This window comes from Pseudomonas sp. 5C2 (assembly GCF_034314155.1).
In the GTDB taxonomy this organism is placed as follows: Bacteria; Pseudomonadota; Gammaproteobacteria; order Pseudomonadales; family Pseudomonadaceae; genus Aquipseudomonas.
The window spans coordinates 114,841-134,528 of sequence record NZ_JAVIWH010000002.1; the positions used below are offsets into that span (position 1 = coordinate 114,841).

Below are 19,688 nucleotides of genomic sequence, written 5' to 3' on the forward strand. Positions count from 1 at the left end.
GGTAGCTTGTGTGGGGATAGTCTGCTGTGTATCTTGATCAGCCTTTAGCCAATCTTCGGCTGAATCCCTTTTTTGAGATTGGCCCCATGAGGCGAGTCTGACAATATCCATATAAAAATTGAGGAGCACATCGATGCGCGTGATTCTGCTGGGAGCTCCCGGGGCCGGTAAAGGTACTCAGGCACAATTCATCACCGAAAAATTTGGTATCCCGCAAATTTCCACTGGCGACATGCTGCGCGCGGCAGTCAAGGCCGGTACCGAATTAGGCTTGAAAGCCAAGAGCGTCATGGACAGCGGCGGTCTGGTCTCCGATGACCTGATCATCGGCCTGATCAAGGACCGTATTGCTCAGCCTGACTGCGTCAATGGCGTCCTGTTTGATGGCTTTCCACGCACCATTCCCCAGGCAGAAGCCTTGGTAGAAGCTGGCGTGGAGATCGACAACGTGGTCGAAATCGCAGTCGATGACGAAGAAATCGTCAAGCGTATTTCCGGTCGTCGTGTTCACGAAGGCTCCGGGCGCGTTTATCACCTGATCTACAACCCGCCAAAGGTTGAAGGCATGGACGACGTTACCGGCGAACCTCTGATTCAGCGCAAGGACGACGTCGAAGCGACCGTGCGTCATCGTCTGGAGGTCTACCACGCTCAAACCAAACCGCTGGTGGCCTTCTACCAGAAGCTCAGCGCTGCGAATGGCAAGCCCAAGTGCAGCCATATCGAGGGCGTTGGTTCAGTTGAAGGCATTACCGCCAAGGTGCTGGCTGCTTTGAGCTGATAGCGCTTTTGGGAATGAACTACGGCCCGCTTGCGGGCCGTAGTTGTTTATACTGTTGCACTTTTTTGATCATGACGGAAACACCGATGACCACCTTGCTGGCCCTGGATACCGCCACTGAAGCCTGCTCTGTCGCCTTGCTGCACGATGGCAAGGTGTGGAGTCACTACGAGGTGATTCCGCGCCTGCACGCCCAGCGCCTGTTGCCGATGATCAAGGATCTGCTGGCCGAGGCGGGAATTGCCCTGTCCGCCATCGACGCCATTGCCTTCGGCCGTGGTCCCGGCGCGTTTACCGGTGTGCGGATCGCGATTGGTGTCGTTCAGGGGTTGGCTTTCGCCCTGGAGCGCCCAGTGTTACCGGTGTCGAACCTGGCGGTACTGGCGCAACGCGCTTTCCGTGAACACGGTGCCCGACAGGTCGCTGCCGCCATCGATGCGCGCATGGATGAAGTGTATTGGGGCTGCTACCGTGAAACAGCGGGTGAAATGCGTCTGGTCGGTGCCGAAGCAGTGTTGCCGCCGGAACACGCCGGTTTACCTGTCGATTCGACGGGCGACTGGTTTGGCGCAGGGACTGGCTGGGGCTACGCTGATCGGATCGCGGTCAAGCAGGCAGGGCAGGATGCTGGAATGCTGCCCCATGCGCAGGATTTGCTGACGCTGGCCACCTTCGCCTGGCAGCGCGGTGAAGCTATTGTGGCCGATGACGCGCAACCGATTTACCTGCGTGACAAAGTGGCGACACCCAAAGCTCGACCACTCTGAGTTCCTATGTCACCTGTAACTGATGCAAATGCGACACTTTATCGGCGTTTTAGAACCTTTTGAGCAATATGTGGTCTAGTAATCGTTCGGATATTTGCCAAGTATCGTCCGTGCAGCTAGATTGCCATTATCAAAAGCCGAGTACGCATCAATGCGCATAGACGGACCCTCATCACGCTCCTACCCCATAAAGCGCAAGCCTCGCAAAGGCACTGCGACGGTTGAGGGTTCCTTCGAAGAAGTGGACAGCGAGATCGAAGTTCCGTCCAAAGTGCCTGCCAAGTCGTCCCGCGCACAAGCTTCAGCCACGAGCAACGTCCCGGCTCGCCAGCAAGACATGATATTCCCCCGTTCCGTCAGCAATCGCGTCGCCTATGCGCTGGCCAGTTATCTCACCACGGCCAGCTTTGTCGATTGGGATCTGGAAGTGTTGGGCCTCGATCTTCACGTTTGAATTCTCACCCACTTCCGTATTACCTCGGTTGCCCGTCCTGGAGTGAAAACGCCTGGCGTGAGTCGCTGTACCCCGAAAGTGCCCGGCCCAACGATTTTCTGGCTCTGTACGCGCAGGTGTTCAACGCCGTTGAAGGCAATACCACGTTTTATGCGCGGCCCTCGCCGGTCATTGTTCAACGCTGGGCGCAAAGCCTGCCTGAAACCTTTCGCTTCACCGCCAAATTTCATCGCGACATCAGCCACGGCGGCGACCTGCGTCAACAGCTGCATGCCGCTGAGGACTTCATCCAGCTGCTCGCACCGCTGGGCCAAAGGGTCGCGCCCCTGTGGCTGCAGTTGCCCGCCAGCTTCGGGCCAGCGCGTCTGGCTGAGTTGGTCAGCTTTATCGATGCTATTGAGCGACCGCTCGCGGTCGAGGTCCGTCACTTGGCATTTTTTGCCAAGGGCGATGAAGAGCGGATGCTCAATCGATTACTGCTGGACCGGGGTGTGGAGCGTATTTGCCTCGATCCCCGTGCGCTATTCAGCTGTGTATCGACCGATCCCGCCGTGCTGCATGCGCAATCGAAAAAGCCCAAAGTCCCTCCACGCCCTGCTGCCCTGACACAATTCCCTCAGGTGCGCTTTATCGGCCATCCATTGCTCCAGGCCAACGACCCGTTTCTTGTGCCGTGGGTGGAGAAAGTAGCGGGCTGGATTGAAGAAGGGCGCACGCCATATGTGTTCCTGCACACCCCCGACAACCTCCAGGCGCCAGACCTTGCTCGGCGTTTTCACCAGCAATTGATGGCTCGTCTGCCGGGATTACCGCCACTGGCGACGTTGCAAAGAGAGCCCGTCGCGCAGCAACTTGGCTTGCTGTAAGGTCGACAGTTTCGACTATAAACCGTCAGTCTCCAAGGAGTGTGCAAATGGATTCGCAGTTACTTCGCGCCCAACGTTTCAAGTCCTTGCATGAACGAGAGGGGGCTTTTGTCATCCCCAATCCCTGGGATGCTGGCTCGGCCAAGTTGCTCGCTTCGCTGGGTTTCGAGGCGTTAGCCACGACCAGTGCGGGTCTTGCATTCACACTGGGGCGTGCCGACGCAGAAGGTGCGGTCAGCCGGCAGGAGACCATGGATAATGTCGCCGCAATCGTCAACGCCACGGCATTGCCAGTGGCCGCGGACTTGGAAAACTGCTTCTCTGACAGCCCCGAAGGCTGCGCTGATACGATTCTGAAAGCCGCTGCATTAGGTATCGTTGGCGGCTCGATTGAAGATGCCAGTGGTCATGCCGACAACCCGATCTACGCCTTCGAATTGTCAGTGGAACGGGTCAAAGCTGCCGTTGCCGCAGCGCGCAGCTTACCTTTCCCCTTCATGCTAACCGCCCGTGCCGAGAACCTGCTGCACGGCCGTCTGAACTTCGCGGATACCTTACGCCGTATTGAAGCCTACGCCGAGGCGGGTGCGGACGTACTATTCGCGCCGGGGCTGCGTACGCGCGACGAAGTCATCGCTGTAGTACGCGCCGTAGCGCCAAGGCCGGTTAACGTAATAATGGGGCTGAGCGGTGTGACGCTCTCGGTTGCTGATTTGAGCGCTTGCGGGGTCAAGCGGATCAGCGTGGGCTCATCTTTGGCAAGGGCTGCCTTGGGCGGCTTTTATCGCGCGGCTCAAGAAATCAGTCAGCAAGGCACCTTCACTTATGGCCAACAGGCGTTGCCGTTCGCTCAATTGAATACACTGTTCAGCGCGTAGTGTTCGACGCGGTGGTTACGCAGCCATGCGCAGGTTTTGCAGAATAATAGGCCGAGCCCAGCCGTTCTCGTAATCCAGATGACGTTGCTGAGCAGTGATGGTCTCTGGATCGAGGGGCAGGGCGGGCTTGTCTGCCAGGTCCCATTCGAGTTCGGCGATGGGCAAGTGCAACGGACGCGGTTGGGGGCCGAGGCCAGGGTGTGTATCCGCCTGAGGAGGGTTGAGCACCAGTGGGCGGACCCAGCCACTTTCGAAATTCAGCTGCCGCTGCTGCGCGATCATGTCTGCGACAGTGAACGGTTCGGCCGGCTTGTCCAACAGGTCGAGTTCAAACTCGGCAATGGGCAGGTGCAGATGTTCTGGGGGGGTACGCTGTACGTCGGCAACCGCGCAGTCGCGCTGATCGACGATCTGCCCAAGGGTGTTAGTGCCACTCAGCGGTTCGCCGCTGGCGTTTGCTGCAAGGGTGCTGAACTCAGTCGAAACCTCGGTGTTATCGCCGATTTGCTCGGCCATCGCACGGGCAAACGCATCCTGCCAGAGCTGGGTAACGCCGCCCAAGGCTCGGGAATTGCGGAGGCTGTAGTCGCCTGCGTGCGACAAATAGCCTATCGGTGAGGGTTGAATATCAGACATAGCGCTCAGTTGACCGTCCGGCTCTGGCAAAATGCCGGATACTCCTGTTATCGGCCAATGTTGCCGATCATTAACAAATTAGTTGAGCGTATGGGCACATGAGTGAGCAACACACGGGCAGCCGCATCCGGGTTGAAACCCTGACAAGCAACGGACACGCGCAGGCGCTGGACTGGGCACAACGTCTCGGCCTGCCGTTAGAGGACGTCGAAGCAGAATTCGCCCTGCAAGTGACGGACGATGGTTTGCAGCTACAGCAACTAGGCGCCGACTCTTCGGGCCCGGTGCGAGTGGACTTTGTCGAAGGGGCTGTGGCTCATCGACGCTTGTTCGGTGGTGGCAGTGGGCAAATGATCGCCAAAGCGGTCGGCATCCAGCCCGGCGTTCGCCCTCGAGTGCTGGATGCGACAGCGGGGTTAGGCAAGGACGCGTTCGTGCTGGCAAGCCTAGGGTGCAACGTGAGCCTGATCGAGCGTCAGCCGATCATCGCCGCCTTGCTTGAAGATGGCCTGGCCCGTGGCCTGCGGGATCGTGAAGTGGGGCAGATCATCGCCCAGATGCGTCTGTTGACCGGCAACTCCATCGACTTGATCCGCGCCTGGGAGGGCGAACCACCGCAAGTGATCTACCTTGACCCGATGTTTCCTCATCGGGAAAAAACCGCGTTGGTGAAAAAGGAAATGCGCCTGTTCCGGCCGTTGGTGGGCGATGACATGGATGCGCCAGCGCTGCTGGAAGCTGCACTGGCGCTCGCCACTCACCGGGTCGTGGTCAAACGCCCACGCAAGGCGCCGTGCATCGACGGGCCAAAGCCGAGTTATGCGCTGGATGGAAAGTCCAGCCGCTACGACATCTACCCGAAGAAGGCGCTAAAAGGCTGATATCGCCTTAGCTGCCTTCGGTAGTCCGCAGGAGCTGCTGAAGGCTACAAATGATCGTCAGGGCCGATAAGCCCGCATAAACAAGCTCACGACTTCCTGAACATGCGCTTCAGCGTCGTGCTCGTCCGGCAGGTCGCCGCAGCCGATCAGCAGGCGAAAATTGCATGCGCCCTTGAGCAGGCACAGAAAGTGCTCGGCAGCGAGGTTTGGTTTGTCGATGCTCAGGCTCCCGGCTTTGTCGATCTGGGTCAGAAAGCGCTCCATCTCCAGCAGAATTCGCTGGGGGCCGGCCTCGAAAAAAATCTGCGACAGCTTCGGGTCCTGGCTGCCCGGTGCGACCATCAATCGATGCAGCGCCAACGAGTCAGGACTGTTGATCAACGCGTAAAAGCCCCGACCAATCTTCAACAGCAGTGCCTCTACAGGCATGCCATGGGGTATTTCGAAAAACAGCTCGGGCAGTTGCTCCTCGCAGCGCGCCACCACCGCAGCGGAAAATAACGTCTCTTTATCGGTGAAATGGTTGTAAACCGTCAGCTTGGAAACCCCGGCTTCTGCGGCCACGGCATCCATACTGGTACTGGCGTAACCGTTGCGCACGAACAGGTTTTTCGCGGCGTTAAGAATGGCTTGGCGCTTTGCCAAGTCCTTTGGGCGGCCGGGGCCCGAAGCGCTTAATGGGGGACGGAGTAATGAATTGTCAGGCATCGTCGTTTTAATAGTGGACTGGTGAGTTTGGTATTTCTTACTATACGCTTCAGTACAATAATTAAAGCATCCTTTGCCAAAGGTCCATCACCATGTTTCGCGATGCCTTGTCCTTTACCCTGCCGATCAGCCTGGTGTTTTTACTGGCTGCCTGTGGTCATGAAGAACCTGTTCTGCCCACCGTGCGCCCGGCCATGGTCGTTCAGCCGCAGCCTTCATCGCAGTCGATGGACAGCTATCCCGGTGAAGTCCGCGCCCGGTTCGAGCCGGAATTGGCGTTTCGTATCGCCGGCAAGGTGACCAGGCGTCTGGTAGAAGAGGGCGCGAGGGTCAAGGCCAATCAGCCGCTGGCCGAGCTGGACCCGCAGGATGTGCGCCTGCAGCTGGAAGCGACCCGCGCTCAGGTGACTGCCGCTGAAGCCAATTTGCAATTGGTCCGCTCTGAGCGTGATCGCTACAAAACGTTGATGGATCGGCAACTGGTCAGTCGGTCTCAGTTCGACAATGCCGAGAACCTGTTTCGCGCCGGTGAGGCTCGGCTCAAGCAGATCAAGGCCGAATTCAATGTCGCTGATAATCAGGCCGGCTACGCGGTGCTGCGCGCGCCACAAGACGGTGTGATCGCTCGGCGTCTGGTCGAAGTCGGGCAAGTCGTGGCGGCGGGGCAGACCATGTTTACCCTGGCGGCCGACGGCGAACGCGAAGTCCTGATCAGTCTGCCAGAGCAAAATTTCGGGCGTTTCAAAACCGGTCAGGCAGTCACTGTCGAGTTGTGGACGCAACCCGGTCAACGTTTTCCTGGCCGCATCCGTGAGTTGTCGCCTTCTGCCGATCCGCGTTCCCGTACCTTCGCCACCCGCATCGCTTTTGCCGAGGGCAAAGTGCCCGCCGAGTTGGGACAGAGCGCCCGCGTATTTATCCAGACCGAACACACTGTCGCCCTGTCGGTACCGTTGTCAGCGCTGACTGCCGAGAACGGCGTCAACTACGTGTGGCGGGTCGATGCCGATAACACACTCAAGCGCGTTCCGGTGCGAATCGCTGCCTACGGTCAGGACAGCGTGCCCGTTCTCGAAGGCCTCAAAGCTACGGATTGGGTGGTGGCAGCCGGTGTCCATGTGCTGCACGAGGGCGAGCAGGTACGGCCGGTGGATCGCGGTAATCGAGAAGTGAAACTGGCGGCGAAGGAGTAGGCACGGATGCGTTTCAATCTTTCCGAGTGGGCACTGCGCAACCGCCAGATTGTCCTGTTTCTGATGTTACTGCTGGCGATTGTTGGCGCGGTTTCCTACACCAAGCTTGGTCAGAGTGAAGATCCGCCATTTACCTTCAAAGCGATGGTCATCCGCACCAACTGGCCCGGCGCGAGTGCCGAGGAAGTTGCGCTGCAGGTGACCGACCGCATTGAGAAGAAGCTGATGGAGACCGGCGAGTACGAGCGCATTGTCTCGTTCTCACGGTCCGGTGAGTCCCAAGTGACGTTCATGGCGCGTGACTCCATGCACTCGGCGCAGATTCCCGATCTCTGGTATCAGGTCCGCAAAAAAATCAGCGACATCCGTCATACCTTGCCACAGGGCATACAGGGGCCATTTTTCAACGATGAGTTCGGCACTACGTTCGGCAATATCTATGCGCTGACGGGCAAAGGTTTTGACTACGCGGTGCTCAAGGACTACGCCGACCGCGTGCAGATACAGCTGCAGCGGGTCAAAGACGTGGGCAAGATCGAACTGTTGGGGTTGCAGGACGAAAAAATCTGGATCGAGCTGTCGAACGTGAAGCTGGCGACCCTTGGGCTGCGCTTGCAGACGGTGCAGCAAGTTCTTGAAGAGCAGAACGCGGTGTCGGCAGCGGGTTTTTTCGAGACCCCCAGTGAGCGCATTCAGTTACGGGTAACCGGTCGCTTCCAGTCGGTGGACGAGATCAAGAATTTCCCGATTCGAGTGGGCGATCGTACGTTCCGCATCAGCGACGTGGCAGAGGTTTTTCGCGGCTTCAACGACCCGCCTGCGCCGCGCATGCGTTATATGGGTGAAGACGCCATCGGCCTGGCCGTGGCGATGAAAGACGGTGGCGACATTCTGGTACTGGGGCGTGCCCTTGAGACCGAATTTGCCCGGGTGCAGAAAAACCTCCCTGCGGGCATGCAGCTGAGCAAAGTGTCGGACCAGCCAGCAGCGGTGAAAACCGGGGTCGGCGAGTTTGTGCAGGTGCTGGCTGAGGCGTTGGGCATCGTGCTGCTGGTGAGCTTTTTCTCCCTGGGCATGCGCACCGGGATGGTTGTCGCCCTGGCGATTCCGTTGGTGCTGGCGATGACCTTCGCCTGCATGTACTACCTGGGGATTGGCTTGCACAAGATTTCCCTCGGCGCGCTGGTGCTGGCGTTGGGCTTGTTGGTGGACGACGCGATCATCGCGGTGGAGATGATGGCGATCAAGATGGAGCAGGGTTACGACCGGCTCAAGGCTGCCAGTTTCGCTTGGACCAGCACCGCTTTTCCGATGCTCACCGGCACGCTGATTACGGCGGCGGGCTTCTTGCCGATTGCCACGGCGCAATCAGGCACCGGGGAATACACCCGTTCGATCTTCCAGGTGGTGACCATCGCCTTGTTGGCGTCCTGGGTTGCAGCAGTGGTATTTGTGCCCTATCTGGGCGAGCGGCTGTTGCCGGACCTGGCGAAGATCCACGCTGCCAAACATGGCGCGGGGGCACCCGACCCTTACGGTACGCCCTTCTATCAACGCGTGCGGCGCATGGTGGGTTGGTGTGTACGGCGGCGTAAAACGGTGCTGGTACTCACCATTGGCCTGTTCGTGCTCTCGGTGGTGATGTTCCGTTTCGTGCCGCAGCAGTTTTTTCCGGCGTCGGGGCGACTGGAGCTGATGGTCGATTTGAAGCTGGCCGAAGGCGCGTCGTTGAGCAACACGGCTGAGCAGGTCAACCGGCTGGAGCAGATGCTCAAGGATCATCCGGGCATTGATAACTACGTGGCCTACGTCGGCACTGGTTCGCCACGGTTCTACCTGCCGCTGGATCAACAGTTGCCCGCCGCCAGTTTCGCGCAGTTTGTGGTGCTGGCAAAAACCATCGAAGACCGGGAAGTTCTGCGCACCTGGCTGATCAAAAACCTCAACGAGCAATTTCCGACCCTGCGCTCTCGGGTGACTCGCCTGGAGAACGGGCCGCCGGTGGGATACCCGGTGCAGTTCCGCGTGACCGGTGAACACATCGAGGAAGTCCGCGCTCTGGCGCGTAAAGTCGCGGTCAAGGTTGGCGAGAATCCACACGTGGCGAACGTCCATCTGGACTGGGAGGAGCCGAGCAAGGTTGTGAACCTCAACGTGGATCAGGATCGGGCGCGGGCGCTAGGGGTGAGCACTGCCGATCTGTCGAGATTTCTGCAAAGTTCGTTGACCGGTTCCAGCGTCAGCCAATACCGCGAAGAGGACGAGCTCATCGAGATTCTGTTGCGGGGCACCCCTCATGAGCGCAAGGATCTCGCCTCGCTGCCGAGCCTGGCGATCCCCACCAGCAACGGCACCAGCGTCGCCTTGTCGCAGATCGCGACCCTGGAGTACGGCTTCGAAGAGGGCATCATTTGGCACCGCAATCGCCTGCCGAACGTGACCATCCGCGCCGATATCTATGGCAAGGAACAACCTGCGACCCTGGTCCAGCAGATCCTGCCGACACTGGACGGCGTGCGTGCCGAGTTACCAGACGGCTATTTGCTGGAAGTTGGGGGCACGGTCGAAGACTCGGCGCGGGGACAGAACTCGGTCAAGGCCGGTGTGCCGTTGTTTATCGTGGTGGTCCTGACCTTGCTGATGCTGCAATTGCGCAGTTTCTCGCGCACCGCCATGGTCTTTCTCACCGCACCGCTGGGTTTGATTGGCGTGACCTTGTTTCTGATCGTCTTTCACCAGCCGTTCGGTTTCGTCGCAATGCTCGGCACCATCGCCTTGTCGGGGATGATCATGCGTAACTCGGTGATTCTGGTGGACCAGATCGAACAGGACATCGCCGCCGGGCTGGATCAATGGCAAGCGATCATCGAAGCCACCGTACGGCGTTTCCGGCCCATCGTCCTCACGGCACTGGCGGCCGTGCTGGCGATGATCCCGCTGTCACGTAGCGTGTTTTTCGGCCCGATGGCCGTGGCGATCATGGGCGGTCTGATCGTTGCGACCGCACTGACCCTGTTATTCCTGCCTGCGCTGTATGCAGCGTGGTTCAGGGTGAAGAAAGTGGAGCTGCAGGCGCGTTGATTACAGCGCGCCAAACACCTTTTTCGCCAGACTGGTCGCGGCGCCTGCCGGGTTTTGGCGGAGGGCGGCTTCTTGTTTGCCGATCATTTCGAACAGGCCATTGAGGGCCTTTTCGGTCACGTAACCTTCGATGTTGGCGTCTTTGGTGTCGACGACGCCCAGGCTGGCGGCCTGGGCGGCGAACGCGTTGTATTTTTGTGCGACACCCACTTTATCGGTGGCGTGTTTGACGATGGGCAGGAATTTGACGCGGATCTGTTCGCGGCTGGTCTTGCTCAGGTATTGGGTGGCTGAATCGTTGCCGCCACTGAGGATGCTCTTGGCATCCTCCACGCTCATCTTCTTCACGGCATCGACCAGCAGCGCCTGGGCTTGCGGTACAGCGGCTTCGGCGGCCTGGTTCATGGCGGTCTCCAATTCATCGACCTGCGCGCCCATGCCGAACTGCTTCATCTTCTTCGCAACCTTGCCGAGACTGCCCGGCAACTCAATGCGCACATCCTTGTTATTGCTGAAACCGCCTGGCGTGCCCAGCTGCTTGACGGCAATCTGCGCGCCTTGGGTCAACGCATCCTTGAGACCGCCAGTGGCGTCCGACTGGGACAGGTCGCTCAGGGACAGGGCAAACACGCTGGTCGACAGCAGCAGGCCTGCGCACAGGCCAGCGAAGGTGACGGAAGGGCGGAGCATGGCAGCATCCTTTTCAAAGGGATCGGATTGATAAAAGGGTGGCGCGGGTTTACAGGCCCGCGCCAAGGGATCACTGAACAGAATCCAGGCGAATGCGCAGCGGCTTCTGATCCTGGCCATCCAACTGTACGACATACTGCGCGGTAGTGATAAACAAGAGTTTACCCTCCAGTTCAATGCGCGCGCTGACCGAATAACGGTGGCCCTGCTGTACGTGTTTCGGATCGTATTCCAGGCTGAAAGGCAAAGGCACCTGGCCTTTGATCGGGCCACTTTGTCTGGCCAGCACGACCACCGGAGCATCGGCCTTGGACACGTCGTGTAGGCTGACATTCAAGATCGCCGTGGGCGGCAGGGCGATGCGTTGCAGGTAAAAAACTTCCCCGTCGAGGCTGGCTTGAGAGGATGGCTGCGAGATACTGCACGCGCCGAGCAGGCTGGTCAGAAGGATAAGTGCCAGGTTTTTCATTGGAATCTCCTTATCGATGGCGTCAGAAGAAGCCCCACGCCATCGACAGGAATTTAAAGGATTTAGCTGGCAGGGTCAGCCTCTGTTACATCTTCGCTGCGATGCAGGGCCACTTGGCGGATCGACAAACGGATCTCGGCGGGCAAAACCCGCTTGGCCGCGCCTTCCGCCAACTCGCCCAGAAGCTCGTGGTAGCTTAGCTTGCCCGCAGGGTCTTTGTGCAGGACGCCGAGGTCGAGCAAGGTCTGGATGAAGTGGCGGAACAGGCTTTTGTCGAAGAACTCCGGTGCGTTGAGGCCATGCAAAATCGACAGCCGCTGAGCCATGACCGTGCACAAGTCTTCCAGTTCTTCGGCGCTGATACTGTTCTGGCCACTGTTGAGCAGCAATGAAATCGCCATATAGAAGCGTTGCAGCGTCTGGGCAATGACCCGTGACAGCAGGGTCAGCAGGACGAAGTGACGCGAACTCGGGGCCGGGCGCAGGTAGACGTTATTTTCAAAGCGCAACAGGCCTTGCTCGACGAAGGCTTCGAGCCACTGGTCGATCACCGCATCCACCTCCTCCAGCGGCCAGCGAATGAACAGCTCTGATTGCAGGTACGGGTACAGTGCCCGGGCATAGCGCAGGATCTGTTCACGGCTCATCCGCGACGAACTCTGGAAGAAACTCGCCAGCAGCGAGGGCAGGGCCACGATGTGCAAGACGTTGTTGCGGTAGTAGGTCATCAAGACCGCGTTCTGCTCATCCAAGTAGAGGATTTTGCCTAACGCATCCTTTTGCTCGGACAACAGGTTCATGCCCTTTACGTACTCGATCAAGGCCTTGCCGTCACCTTCGGGCAGCGTGGTGTGTGGCGAGTAAGGCACCCGACGCAGCAGGGTCAGGTACAGGTCGAGAATCCGCGCCATGGCTTGATCGTCCAGCGCCAGCTTATTGGTGGACAGCAAGGCCAGCGCCACCAGATTGACCGGGTTGATCGCGGCCGCTTCGTTCAGCCCTTGAGCCACGCGCTCGCCGAGGCGCTGAGTAGTCTCGTTCAGCCAGCCGGGGCGGTACTGCGGCCCCAGCGCTTGCTCGCGCCAATTCGGTTGTTCGTGATCGAGGAACTCAGCCAGTTTGATTGGCTCGCCGAAGTTGACCGACACCTGGCCGAAGCGCTGCTTGAGTGCGCCAATCACTTTGAAAATATCGAAGATCGACTCTTTCTTTTTAGCCGCACCGCGCAGCTCGCCCAGGTAGGTGCGGCCTTCGAGCACGCGCTCGTAACCGATGTACACCGGAACGAAAACGATCGGCATCCGTGAGTTGCGCAAAAAGCTGCGCAAGGTGATCGCCAGCATGCCGGTTTTGGGTTGCAGCATGCGCCCGGTACGCGAGCGGCCACCTTCGACGAAGTACTCGACCGGGAAGCCCTTGGTGAACAGCGTATGCAGGTATTCATTGAAGACGGCGCTGTACAGCGGGTTGCCCTTGAACGTACGGCGCATGAAAAAGGCGCCGCCGCGACGCAGCAGGCCGCCGATCACTGGCATGTTCAGGTTAATGCCCGCGGCGACGTGGGGCGGTGTCAGGCCATTTCGAAACAGCAGGTAGGACAGCAGCAGATAATCGATATGGCTGCGGTGGCACGGGACATAGATCACTTCGTGACCCTGGGCGACATCCTGCACGCCTTCGATGTGACTGACCTTGATGCCGTCGTAAATCTTGTTCCAGAACCAGCTCAGCACCACTTCGAGAAAGCGGATCGCCGAGTAGGTGTAGTCCGAAGCGATTTCGTTGCCATAGCGCAGGGCATTTGCCTGGGCTTTGCTCTCGGGGATGTTCTCGCGCTTGGCCTCTTCGAGGATGGCCTGCTTGACCAGCGGCTCGTCCAGCAGCCCCTTGACCAGATTGCGGCGGTGCGACAGGTCGGGGCCGATGACGGCGGTTTTCAGATTGCGAAAGTGCACCCGCAGAATGCGCTGGGTCATTCGCAGGGTGCGTTCGTGGCCCTTGTTCTCTTGGACCAGTTCGCGCAGATGGATCGGTGCGGAAAATTGCACACGGGTCTTGCGGCCAAGAATCAGAATGCTGACCAACCGGCGCAAGCGCCCAGTCACCGCCCAGCTGTCTGCGAACAATAGCTTCCAGGGGCTCGACTCACTGTCAGGCGACTGACCCCAGAACACACTGACCGGGATGATCTGTGCATCTTCGGAGGCGTTCTGGCTGATGGCACTGACCAGCCGCTCCAGGGTGGGCGGTGCGCCGCGTTTGTCCTGGCGGCCCAGCCAGTCGGGCTCGGGTGTCAGGTAGAAGAATGCCGCGGGCTCCAGCAGGTTTCCCACGGCTACCGGCAGAATCGGTCGCGGCAGCCCGGCTTTGCGGCACTCGGTATCGACCACCGCGAGGTCGCTTAATGAGGGTGATTGCAGGACGTAGAACACCGGGCGGCTGCGGTCGAGGTTGAGGGTAAAGGACGACTGGTTGATGGTTTCCGAGCGAACCCAGAGGTACAACAGTCGGCGCAGGGTGCCAAACACAAGACGGCGGAACGGGGAGCGGGTCATACGGCTTCTGCTGAATAAGGGGGAAACGAGCAGCTGCTCGGGGGCGACAGTGTGCCGCATCTGCTGAAGATCGGCAAAAAACGACGCCGTTTATGTGGATTTCGCCGTTTTTAATGCTGGCTTATACTCGGCCGTCAAATAATAAAAAACAGGAGTAACGATCCAATGTCAGCACGTGAAACAGGCAGTGTGAAGTGGTTCAACGATGCCAAGGGTTATGGCTTCATCCAGCGCGGAGATGGCGTGGACGTATTCGTGCATTACCGCGCCATCCGCGGGGAAGGGCATCGTTCACTGGCTGAGGGCCAGCAGGTCGAATACGGATTGGTCGAAGGCCAGAAAGGCTGGCAGGCAGAGGATGTCGTGGGGCTATAAAGTGAGCAGTCTGCACACAGACTTGTAGGAGCTGACTTGTCTGCGAACCAGGCAACTCGGTCTGTCAGGCACACCGAGTTGCGACCTTCGCGGGCAAGAATCAGGCGTCCCCCCAGTTCCTGCACTGTGCGATGTCAGGCTCAGTTCGTGTGCCAGACGATTTCTTCTTCGCCGTCGCTACTGATGCGAATCCAGCGGTCGGCGGCTTCGTCGCTCTCTTCCTCGATCCATGTGCCCGGTGCGCAGCGAACTTCAACGTTCAGTGCGGTGAAGGCAGCGCGGGCGCAGGCGATGTCGTCGTCCCATGGGGTCTTGTCGCTTTCCAGGAACAAGCTGTTCCATTTGCCGACAGCCTTGGGCAACCAGGTCACGGTCACGTCACCGGCTGTGCATTTGTACGTCTGACCTTTCTTGACCCAGGCGGTGCAGGGGCCCAGCGCAGCGCTGAGCCAGGCAGCGATGGCCATGTAGTCGACGTCAGCGTCTTTCAGGTAAATCTCGATATCGGGTTGGCGCATGGATGCCTCGTAATTGATTGAAAATCCATTCGCGGATTCATTCGGCTGCCCCGCACAGGCAAGGCAGCATCGATTCGGTGTGTGTGGATTCGCAGATTATTGAAGCACGAAATAATCGTAACGCATCGAAACCGTCACTTCGAACGGCTCCGGCTGCTCAATGACATTGGCCCGGCGTTCGGCGCTGGCGCGCCAACCGTGGGGCGTCATGGCCAGCAAGTTGGCACGGGCTTGAGCATCGACCAGGCTCAGGGTAAAGCGCAAGGTCTCGCTGTGCTGCAACTGCATATCAGCGGGCACTTGCATCAGGTGTTTGTCATCGACGTACTCACGCACTTCGTCGTAGAGCCGCTCACGCAGCTCCATCAGGTGTTCGCTGGTCGGGCCGACGCGCATCAAGCCGCCGCCGGTGCTCAGCAGGCGTTTGGCTTCGTGCCAGTCCAGCGGGCTGAACACGCTGGCAAGGAACTGGCAGCTGTCGTCGGGCAGTGGCACGCGGGCCATGCTGGCGATCAACCAAGTGATTTTTGGATCGCGCCGGCATGCACGCTTGACCGCTTCGCGGGAAATATCCAGCGCATAGCCATCCGCATCCGGCAGGGCCGCAGCGATTTGCGCGGTGTAATAACCCTCGCCACAACCGATGTCCAGCCAACGAGCGGGTGCGCGTTCGGCGGCCAGTTCCGCCAGGCGCTTGGCGACCGGCGCATAATGGCCTGCATTGAGAAAGTCGCGCCGTGCCTCGACCATGGCCTGATTGTCGCCAGGGTCGCGGCTGTTTTTGTGTTGAACCGGCAGCAGGTTCAAATAGCCTTGGCGCGCACGGTCGAAGCGGTGACCAAGGGGGCACACCACGCCGTTATCAACTGCGCTGAGCGCTGCTGCGCAAATCGGGCAAGTCAGCATCATGCGAGCAATTCGACCAGAGTCTGGTAGTAAATTTCGGTCAGGACATCGAGATCGCTGGCCAGAACGCGCTCATTGACCTGATGGATCGTGGCGTTGACCGGGCCCAGTTCGACGACTTGCGTGCCCATCGTGGCGATAAACCGCCCGTCCGAGGTGCCGCCGCTGGTCGATGCCTGGGTGTCGCGCCCGGTGACGGCCTTGATGCTTGCGGACACTGCGTCGAGTAGCGCGCCGGGTTCGGTGAGGAACGGCAGGCCGGACAAGGCCCATTCCACATGCCAGTCCAGCCCATGCTTGTCGAGGATGGTGGCGACCCGCTGCTGCAGGGCCTCGACGGTGGATTCGGTGGAGAAGCGGAAGTTGAACATCGCCGACAACTCGCCGGGGATGACGTTGGTCGTGCCGGTGCCTGAGTTGAGGTTGGAGATCTGAAAACTGGTCGGCGGGAAGAAGGCGTTGCCGTTATCCCAGTGCTCGGCGGCCAGTTCGGCCAACGCCGGTGCTGCCAGATGGATCGGGTTCTTCGCCAGATGCGGGTAGGCCACATGGCCCTGGATCCCGCGCACGGTGAGTTTTGCACCCAATGAACCGCGACGGCCGTTTTTGACCATATCGCCCACCAGTGTGGTGCTCGACGGTTCGCCGACGATGCACCAGTCCAGGCGCTCTTTACGTGCCGCCAGTCGCTCGATCACCGCCTTGGTGCCGTGGTGTGCAGGGCCTTCTTCGTCGCTGGTGATCAGGAACGCCACCGAGCCTTTATGGTTCGGGTGATCGCCGACAAAGCGTTCAGCCGCCACCAGCATTGCCGCCAGGCTGCCTTTCATGTCAGCCGCGCCACGTCCGCACAGCATGCCATGCTCATCGATCAATGCGTCGAACGGATCGTTCTGCCAGGCCTGAAGCGGGCCGGTCGGCACCACGTCAGTGTGCCCGGCGAAGCACAGCACCGGGCCTTCGTGGTTGCCATGGGTGGCCCAGAAGTTATCCACATCCTCGATACGCATGGGTTCCAGTTTGAAACCGGCATCGCCCAGGCGTTGCATCATCATCGCTTGGCAGTCGGCGTCGATCGGCGTGACCGATGGACGACGGATCAGGTCGCAGGCGAGTTGGAGAGTGGGCGAAAGGTCGGCTGGGGCCGTCATGAAAGGACTCCGGTAACAAGGTTCTAGGCGCGGAAAAGGCGCTTATCTTAAAGCAAAACGGCGACCCAAAGGCCGCCGTTTAACGTTACGCAGTAACAGGTCAAACAGTTGCGGGTTCCGCCACGGCTACCGGCTTGGGCAGCGAAGACAGGAAGGCCATGATCAGCGCCGCCAGGTACGGCAGCGATTGCACCAGAAGCATGGTCACCCAGAAGCGCATGTCGGCGCTCGGCAGGCCCTGTACCAGGCAGATACCGGCGGCCGCGCCCCACAGCAGCAGCATGATGAAAACTTCTTCTCGAGCTTCCGAGAGGGCGACCAGAAAACCATGACTGGCTGCGTTCTTCGGTGTACGGAAGAATGGGATGCTGGTGGTGAAGAAGCCGTAGAGCACCGCTTTGGCGATGGTGTGCGACAAGGCGAGCCCCGCCAGCGCCGCAAAGAATGCGTCCGTGAGGTTGACCCCCACTGCACGGCGGTACAAGAAGATGATCTTACCGACCTTGAACACGAACAGGGCCAATGGCGGGATCGCGAAAATCAACAACGGCGGATCGACACGGTTAGGCACGATGATCATCGCCGCCGACCACAGCAACGCGCCGACGGTGAAGAAGATATTCATGCCATCGGCGACCCACGGCAACCAGCCCGCGAGGAAGTGATAGCGCTGCCCACGGGTCAGCTCGGTATCTTTACCGCGCAGCAGGCTCGACGTGTGGCGCTTGATGATTTGAATCGCGCCATACGCCCAACGGAAACGCTGCTTTTTGAAGTCGATGAAGGTGTCCGGCATCAAACCCTTGCCGTAGCTGTTGTGCGAATAGGCGGCCGAATACCCTTTCTCGAATATGCGCAGCCCCAGCTCGGCGTCTTCACAGATGCACCAGTCCGCCCAGCCCAGTTCTTCAAGCACCGAACGTCGGGTCATGGTCATGGTGCCGTGCTGAATGATCGCGTCACGGTCGTTACGGGTGACCATGCCGATATAGAAGAAGCCTTTGTATTCCGAGTAGCAGAGCTTCTTGAAGGTGCTTTCGTTCTGGTCGCGGTAATCCTGCGGCGACTGCACCACGGCGATTTTCGGGTCGGCGAAGTGCGGGACCATGTGTTTGAGCCAGTTGCGGTCGACGCAGTAATCCGAGTCGATCACTGCAATCACTTCAGCGTCCGGCGCCGTGTGCGGGATTAGGTAGTTCAGTGCACCACCTTTGAAACCGGCCAGTGGCGCGACATGGAAGAACTTGAAGCGCGGGCCGAGCATTTCACAATGGGCCTTGACCGGTTCCCAGACCGCCGGGTCTTTGGTGTTGTTGTCGATGATCAGAACTTCGAAGTCCGGATAGTCGAGAGCGGCCAGAGCATTCAGGGTCTGTTTGACCATCTCCGGTGGCTCGTTGTAGCAGGGCACGTGTATCGAGACTTTCGGTCGATACGCATTGTCGGTGTCCACGGGCAGGAATTCGCGGCGTCGCTTGTGGGTCCAGACCGCTTCAGCCAGTTCGTGGGCCTCGGTCAACAGGACGATGAACACGCCCATGGCGCCAAGTGCCAGCAAGAAGCCTACGGTCAGACTGAACCAGGTGCTGTATTGCTGACTGTAGTCGTAACCGATCCAGACCAGCACCGAACCACACAGGAACGCGGTAAAGGTCAGGAACGTGCGACCCCGCTGGCGTAGCGCCGAACCGTCGATCAGGAGCAATGCCAGGGACAGCAGCGCCAGCACCACGGAGCCAATCGCCAGAACCCGCCACTGCGGAATCGCGACAACCGGCCCTTCAAAGTTAAATTTCTGCTGGCGCGCAGCGTTATACACGCCCCAGTAGGCGCCCACCGAGCCTTCATCACTGGCTTTCCACGGCTGATCGAAGGCCTCGATCACGAAGTAGTTGTAGCCCTGGCGGTTGAGTTTATTGACCAGCGTACGCAGGTAAATGGCTTGATCCGCCTGAGTTGCCTCGGCACCGCCACGCATACGGCCATTGCTCGGCCAGCCAACCTCCGACAGCAGCAGCGGCTTTTTCGGGAATATTTTTTTCAGTTCACGGGCGCGATCAAGTACGAATTGACCGGCTTTGTCGACTGGAATGAATTCCCAATAAGGGAGGATGTGCGCAGCGACCAAATCAACGTGCTTGCCCAACTCCGGGTATTTTTCCCAGATGTGCCATTGCTCGGAGGTGGTCACCGGTACTTTGACGGCGGCACGCACCCGGTCCAGCAGGACGCTCAGTTGTTTGACCGTGATTTCGCGACGGAACAGGGCTTCGTTGCCCACCACCACGCGAACCACACTGCGCGATGAGTTGGCCAGCTCGATTGCTCGGACAATCTCGCGCTCGTTGCGCGCTTCGTCGGGGCTGATCCAGATCCCCAGAGTCACTCGCAGACCGAACTCTTCAGCGAGCTTTGGGATGTCCCCCAGCGAGCCGTCGACAGAGTAAGTCCGAATACTGTCGGTCTGCTTACTGATCAACTCCAGGTCCTGACGCATTTCATCGTCGGACGGGTAGATGCCTTCCTGTGGGTTTTGTCCCGAACGGAAAGGTGAGTAAGAAAAGCCGGAGATCTGCTCGGGCCAGTCGGGAGCGGTAACCGGACGATTGATCAGCGCCCAGAAACCGGTGAATAGCGCGGCAATTGCCACGACCACCACCAAATTGAGTCCAAATCTACGCGATGACATAAATGCTTTTGGTTCCAAAGGGTGGAACGAGGGATTAGCCGACGAGCGCCGGTCGGCGCGCATCCTACTCTGGGCTTTATAGGGCTGTAC

At 59.3% G+C, this 19,688-nt stretch carries 18 protein-coding genes; 9 read left to right on the forward strand and 9 right to left on the reverse strand.

The features are described 5' to 3' along the window. Window positions 1-133: 133 nt before the first annotated feature. The 5 genes from adk (at window position 134) to RGU44_RS01140 (ending at window position 3,746) form a co-directional block, all read left to right on the forward strand. Complete coding sequence (adk, locus tag RGU44_RS01120) at window positions 134-781, forward strand: adenylate kinase (RefSeq protein WP_322178194.1); 648 nt, start codon at window positions 134-136, stop codon at window positions 779-781. An 86-nt stretch (window positions 782-867) separates the two neighbouring features. Further along, complete coding sequence (gene tsaB, locus RGU44_RS01125; RefSeq protein WP_322215257.1) at window positions 868-1,548, forward strand: tRNA (adenosine(37)-N6)-threonylcarbamoyltransferase complex dimerization subunit type 1 TsaB; 681 nt, start codon at window positions 868-870, stop codon at window positions 1,546-1,548. Window positions 1,549-1,699: 151 nt separating this feature from the next. Continuing rightward, complete coding sequence (locus tag RGU44_RS01130) at window positions 1,700-2,002, forward strand: hypothetical protein (protein ID WP_219061199.1); 303 nt, start codon at window positions 1,700-1,702, stop codon at window positions 2,000-2,002. After that, a complete protein-coding gene (locus tag RGU44_RS01135) occupies window positions 1,999-2,868 on the forward strand; it encodes a DUF72 domain-containing protein (protein WP_322178196.1) in 870 nt (289 codons plus the stop codon). The genes RGU44_RS01130 and RGU44_RS01135 overlap by 4 nt, the downstream gene beginning before the upstream one ends. A gap of 47 nt (window positions 2,869-2,915) precedes the next feature. Next, complete coding sequence (locus RGU44_RS01140) at window positions 2,916-3,746, forward strand: isocitrate lyase/phosphoenolpyruvate mutase family protein (RefSeq protein ID WP_322178197.1); 831 nt, start codon at window positions 2,916-2,918, stop codon at window positions 3,744-3,746. A 15-nt stretch (window positions 3,747-3,761) separates the two neighbouring features. Here RGU44_RS01140 and RGU44_RS01145 read toward each other — a convergent pair whose 3' ends face one another. After that, a complete protein-coding gene (locus RGU44_RS01145) occupies window positions 3,762-4,382 on the reverse strand; it encodes an energy transducer TonB (protein WP_322215259.1) in 621 nt (206 codons plus the stop codon). 98 nt (window positions 4,383-4,480) lie between these two features. On the opposite strand from RGU44_RS01145, the gene RGU44_RS01150 reads away from it, so the two are divergent. Next, entirely contained in the window at window positions 4,481-5,263 is a 783-nt protein-coding gene (locus RGU44_RS01150; RefSeq protein ID WP_322178199.1) for a class I SAM-dependent methyltransferase, read from the forward strand. A gap of 57 nt (window positions 5,264-5,320) precedes the next feature. Here RGU44_RS01150 and RGU44_RS01155 read toward each other — a convergent pair whose 3' ends face one another. Beyond that, window positions 5,321-5,971 carry a TetR/AcrR family transcriptional regulator gene (locus RGU44_RS01155; RefSeq protein ID WP_322178200.1) on the reverse strand — a complete coding sequence of 217 codons (651 nt, stop codon included), beginning with the start codon at window positions 5,969-5,971 and terminating at the stop codon, window positions 5,321-5,323. A 92-nt stretch (window positions 5,972-6,063) separates the two neighbouring features. On the opposite strand from RGU44_RS01155, the gene RGU44_RS01160 reads away from it, so the two are divergent. Both RGU44_RS01160 and RGU44_RS01165 read left to right on the forward strand, forming a co-directional pair. Further along, window positions 6,064-7,164: an efflux RND transporter periplasmic adaptor subunit gene (locus tag RGU44_RS01160; protein WP_322215262.1), complete on the forward strand. Its 1,101-nt coding sequence runs from the start codon at window positions 6,064-6,066 to the stop codon at window positions 7,162-7,164. A gap of 6 nt (window positions 7,165-7,170) precedes the next feature. Continuing rightward, a complete protein-coding gene (locus RGU44_RS01165) occupies window positions 7,171-10,245 on the forward strand; it encodes an efflux RND transporter permease subunit (RefSeq protein ID WP_322178202.1) in 3,075 nt (1,024 codons plus the stop codon). Here the strand turns inward: RGU44_RS01165 and RGU44_RS01170 are convergent, their stop codons facing one another. From RGU44_RS01170 to plsB, 3 genes are all read right to left on the reverse strand, one after another. After that, a complete protein-coding gene (locus RGU44_RS01170) occupies window positions 10,246-10,935 on the reverse strand; it encodes a DUF4197 domain-containing protein (protein WP_322178203.1) in 690 nt (229 codons plus the stop codon). It lies immediately after the preceding gene. Window positions 10,936-11,005: 70 nt separating this feature from the next. Then, on the reverse strand, window positions 11,006-11,404 hold the full coding sequence (locus RGU44_RS01175) for a YbaY family lipoprotein (RefSeq protein WP_322178204.1): 399 nt from the start codon (window positions 11,402-11,404) through the stop codon (window positions 11,006-11,008). A 62-nt stretch (window positions 11,405-11,466) separates the two neighbouring features. Further along, a complete protein-coding gene (gene plsB / locus RGU44_RS01180) occupies window positions 11,467-13,959 on the reverse strand; it encodes a glycerol-3-phosphate 1-O-acyltransferase PlsB (RefSeq protein ID WP_322215264.1) in 2,493 nt (830 codons plus the stop codon). A 165-nt stretch (window positions 13,960-14,124) separates the two neighbouring features. On the opposite strand from plsB, the gene RGU44_RS01185 reads away from it, so the two are divergent. Continuing rightward, window positions 14,125-14,334 carry a cold shock domain-containing protein gene (locus RGU44_RS01185; protein ID WP_322215268.1) on the forward strand — a complete coding sequence of 70 codons (210 nt, stop codon included), beginning with the start codon at window positions 14,125-14,127 and terminating at the stop codon, window positions 14,332-14,334. A gap of 140 nt (window positions 14,335-14,474) precedes the next feature. Here the strand turns inward: RGU44_RS01185 and RGU44_RS01190 are convergent, their stop codons facing one another. The 4 genes from RGU44_RS01190 to RGU44_RS01205 form a co-directional block, all read right to left on the reverse strand. Continuing rightward, the gene (locus tag RGU44_RS01190; protein WP_322215270.1) at window positions 14,475-14,852 is read right to left on the reverse strand and encodes a hypothetical protein; all 378 of its coding nucleotides are present in this window, start codon (window positions 14,850-14,852) and stop codon (window positions 14,475-14,477) included. 96 nt (window positions 14,853-14,948) lie between these two features. Next, the gene (locus tag RGU44_RS01195) at window positions 14,949-15,758 is read right to left on the reverse strand and encodes a putative RNA methyltransferase (RefSeq protein WP_322183061.1); all 810 of its coding nucleotides are present in this window, start codon (window positions 15,756-15,758) and stop codon (window positions 14,949-14,951) included. Next, the gene (dapE, locus tag RGU44_RS01200) at window positions 15,758-16,909 is read right to left on the reverse strand and encodes a succinyl-diaminopimelate desuccinylase (protein ID WP_322178208.1); all 1,152 of its coding nucleotides are present in this window, start codon (window positions 16,907-16,909) and stop codon (window positions 15,758-15,760) included. The genes RGU44_RS01195 and dapE overlap by 1 nt, the downstream gene beginning before the upstream one ends. A 100-nt stretch (window positions 16,910-17,009) precedes the next feature. Further along, on the reverse strand, window positions 17,010-19,598 hold the full coding sequence (locus tag RGU44_RS01205) for a glycosyltransferase (RefSeq protein WP_322178209.1): 2,589 nt from the start codon (window positions 19,596-19,598) through the stop codon (window positions 17,010-17,012). Window positions 19,599-19,688: the final 90 nt, after the last annotated feature.

Excerpts from the sequence above, each read along its gene's own strand:
- adk (WP_322178194.1), top strand. The coding sequence starts at position 134 with ATGCGCGTGATTCTGCTGGGAGCTCCCGGGGCCGGTAAAGGTACTCAG.
- tsaB (WP_322215257.1), top strand. The coding sequence starts at position 868 with ATGACCACCTTGCTGGCCCTGGATACCGCCACTGAAGCCTGCTCTGTC.
- RGU44_RS01130 (WP_219061199.1), top strand. The coding sequence starts at position 1,700 with ATGCGCATAGACGGACCCTCATCACGCTCCTACCCCATAAAGCGCAAG.
- RGU44_RS01140 (WP_322178197.1), top strand. The coding sequence starts at position 2,916 with ATGGATTCGCAGTTACTTCGCGCCCAACGTTTCAAGTCCTTGCATGAA.
- RGU44_RS01145 (WP_322215259.1), bottom strand. The coding sequence starts at position 4,382 with ATGTCTGATATTCAACCCTCACCGATAGGCTATTTGTCGCACGCAGGC.
- RGU44_RS01150 (WP_322178199.1), top strand. The coding sequence starts at position 4,481 with ATGAGTGAGCAACACACGGGCAGCCGCATCCGGGTTGAAACCCTGACA.
- RGU44_RS01155 (WP_322178200.1), bottom strand. The coding sequence starts at position 5,971 with ATGCCTGACAATTCATTACTCCGTCCCCCATTAAGCGCTTCGGGCCCC.
- RGU44_RS01160 (WP_322215262.1), top strand. The coding sequence starts at position 6,064 with ATGTTTCGCGATGCCTTGTCCTTTACCCTGCCGATCAGCCTGGTGTTT.
- RGU44_RS01165 (WP_322178202.1), top strand. The coding sequence starts at position 7,171 with ATGCGTTTCAATCTTTCCGAGTGGGCACTGCGCAACCGCCAGATTGTC.
- RGU44_RS01170 (WP_322178203.1), bottom strand. The coding sequence starts at position 10,935 with ATGCTCCGCCCTTCCGTCACCTTCGCTGGCCTGTGCGCAGGCCTGCTG.
- RGU44_RS01175 (WP_322178204.1), bottom strand. The coding sequence starts at position 11,404 with ATGAAAAACCTGGCACTTATCCTTCTGACCAGCCTGCTCGGCGCGTGC.
- plsB (WP_322215264.1), bottom strand. The coding sequence starts at position 13,959 with ATGACCCGCTCCCCGTTCCGCCGTCTTGTGTTTGGCACCCTGCGCCGA.
- RGU44_RS01185 (WP_322215268.1), top strand. The coding sequence starts at position 14,125 with ATGTCAGCACGTGAAACAGGCAGTGTGAAGTGGTTCAACGATGCCAAG.
- RGU44_RS01190 (WP_322215270.1), bottom strand. The coding sequence starts at position 14,852 with ATGCGCCAACCCGATATCGAGATTTACCTGAAAGACGCTGACGTCGAC.
- RGU44_RS01195 (WP_322183061.1), bottom strand. The coding sequence starts at position 15,758 with ATGCTGACTTGCCCGATTTGCGCAGCAGCGCTCAGCGCAGTTGATAAC.
- dapE (WP_322178208.1), bottom strand. The coding sequence starts at position 16,909 with ATGACGGCCCCAGCCGACCTTTCGCCCACTCTCCAACTCGCCTGCGAC.
- RGU44_RS01205 (WP_322178209.1), bottom strand. The coding sequence starts at position 19,598 with ATGTCATCGCGTAGATTTGGACTCAATTTGGTGGTGGTCGTGGCAATT.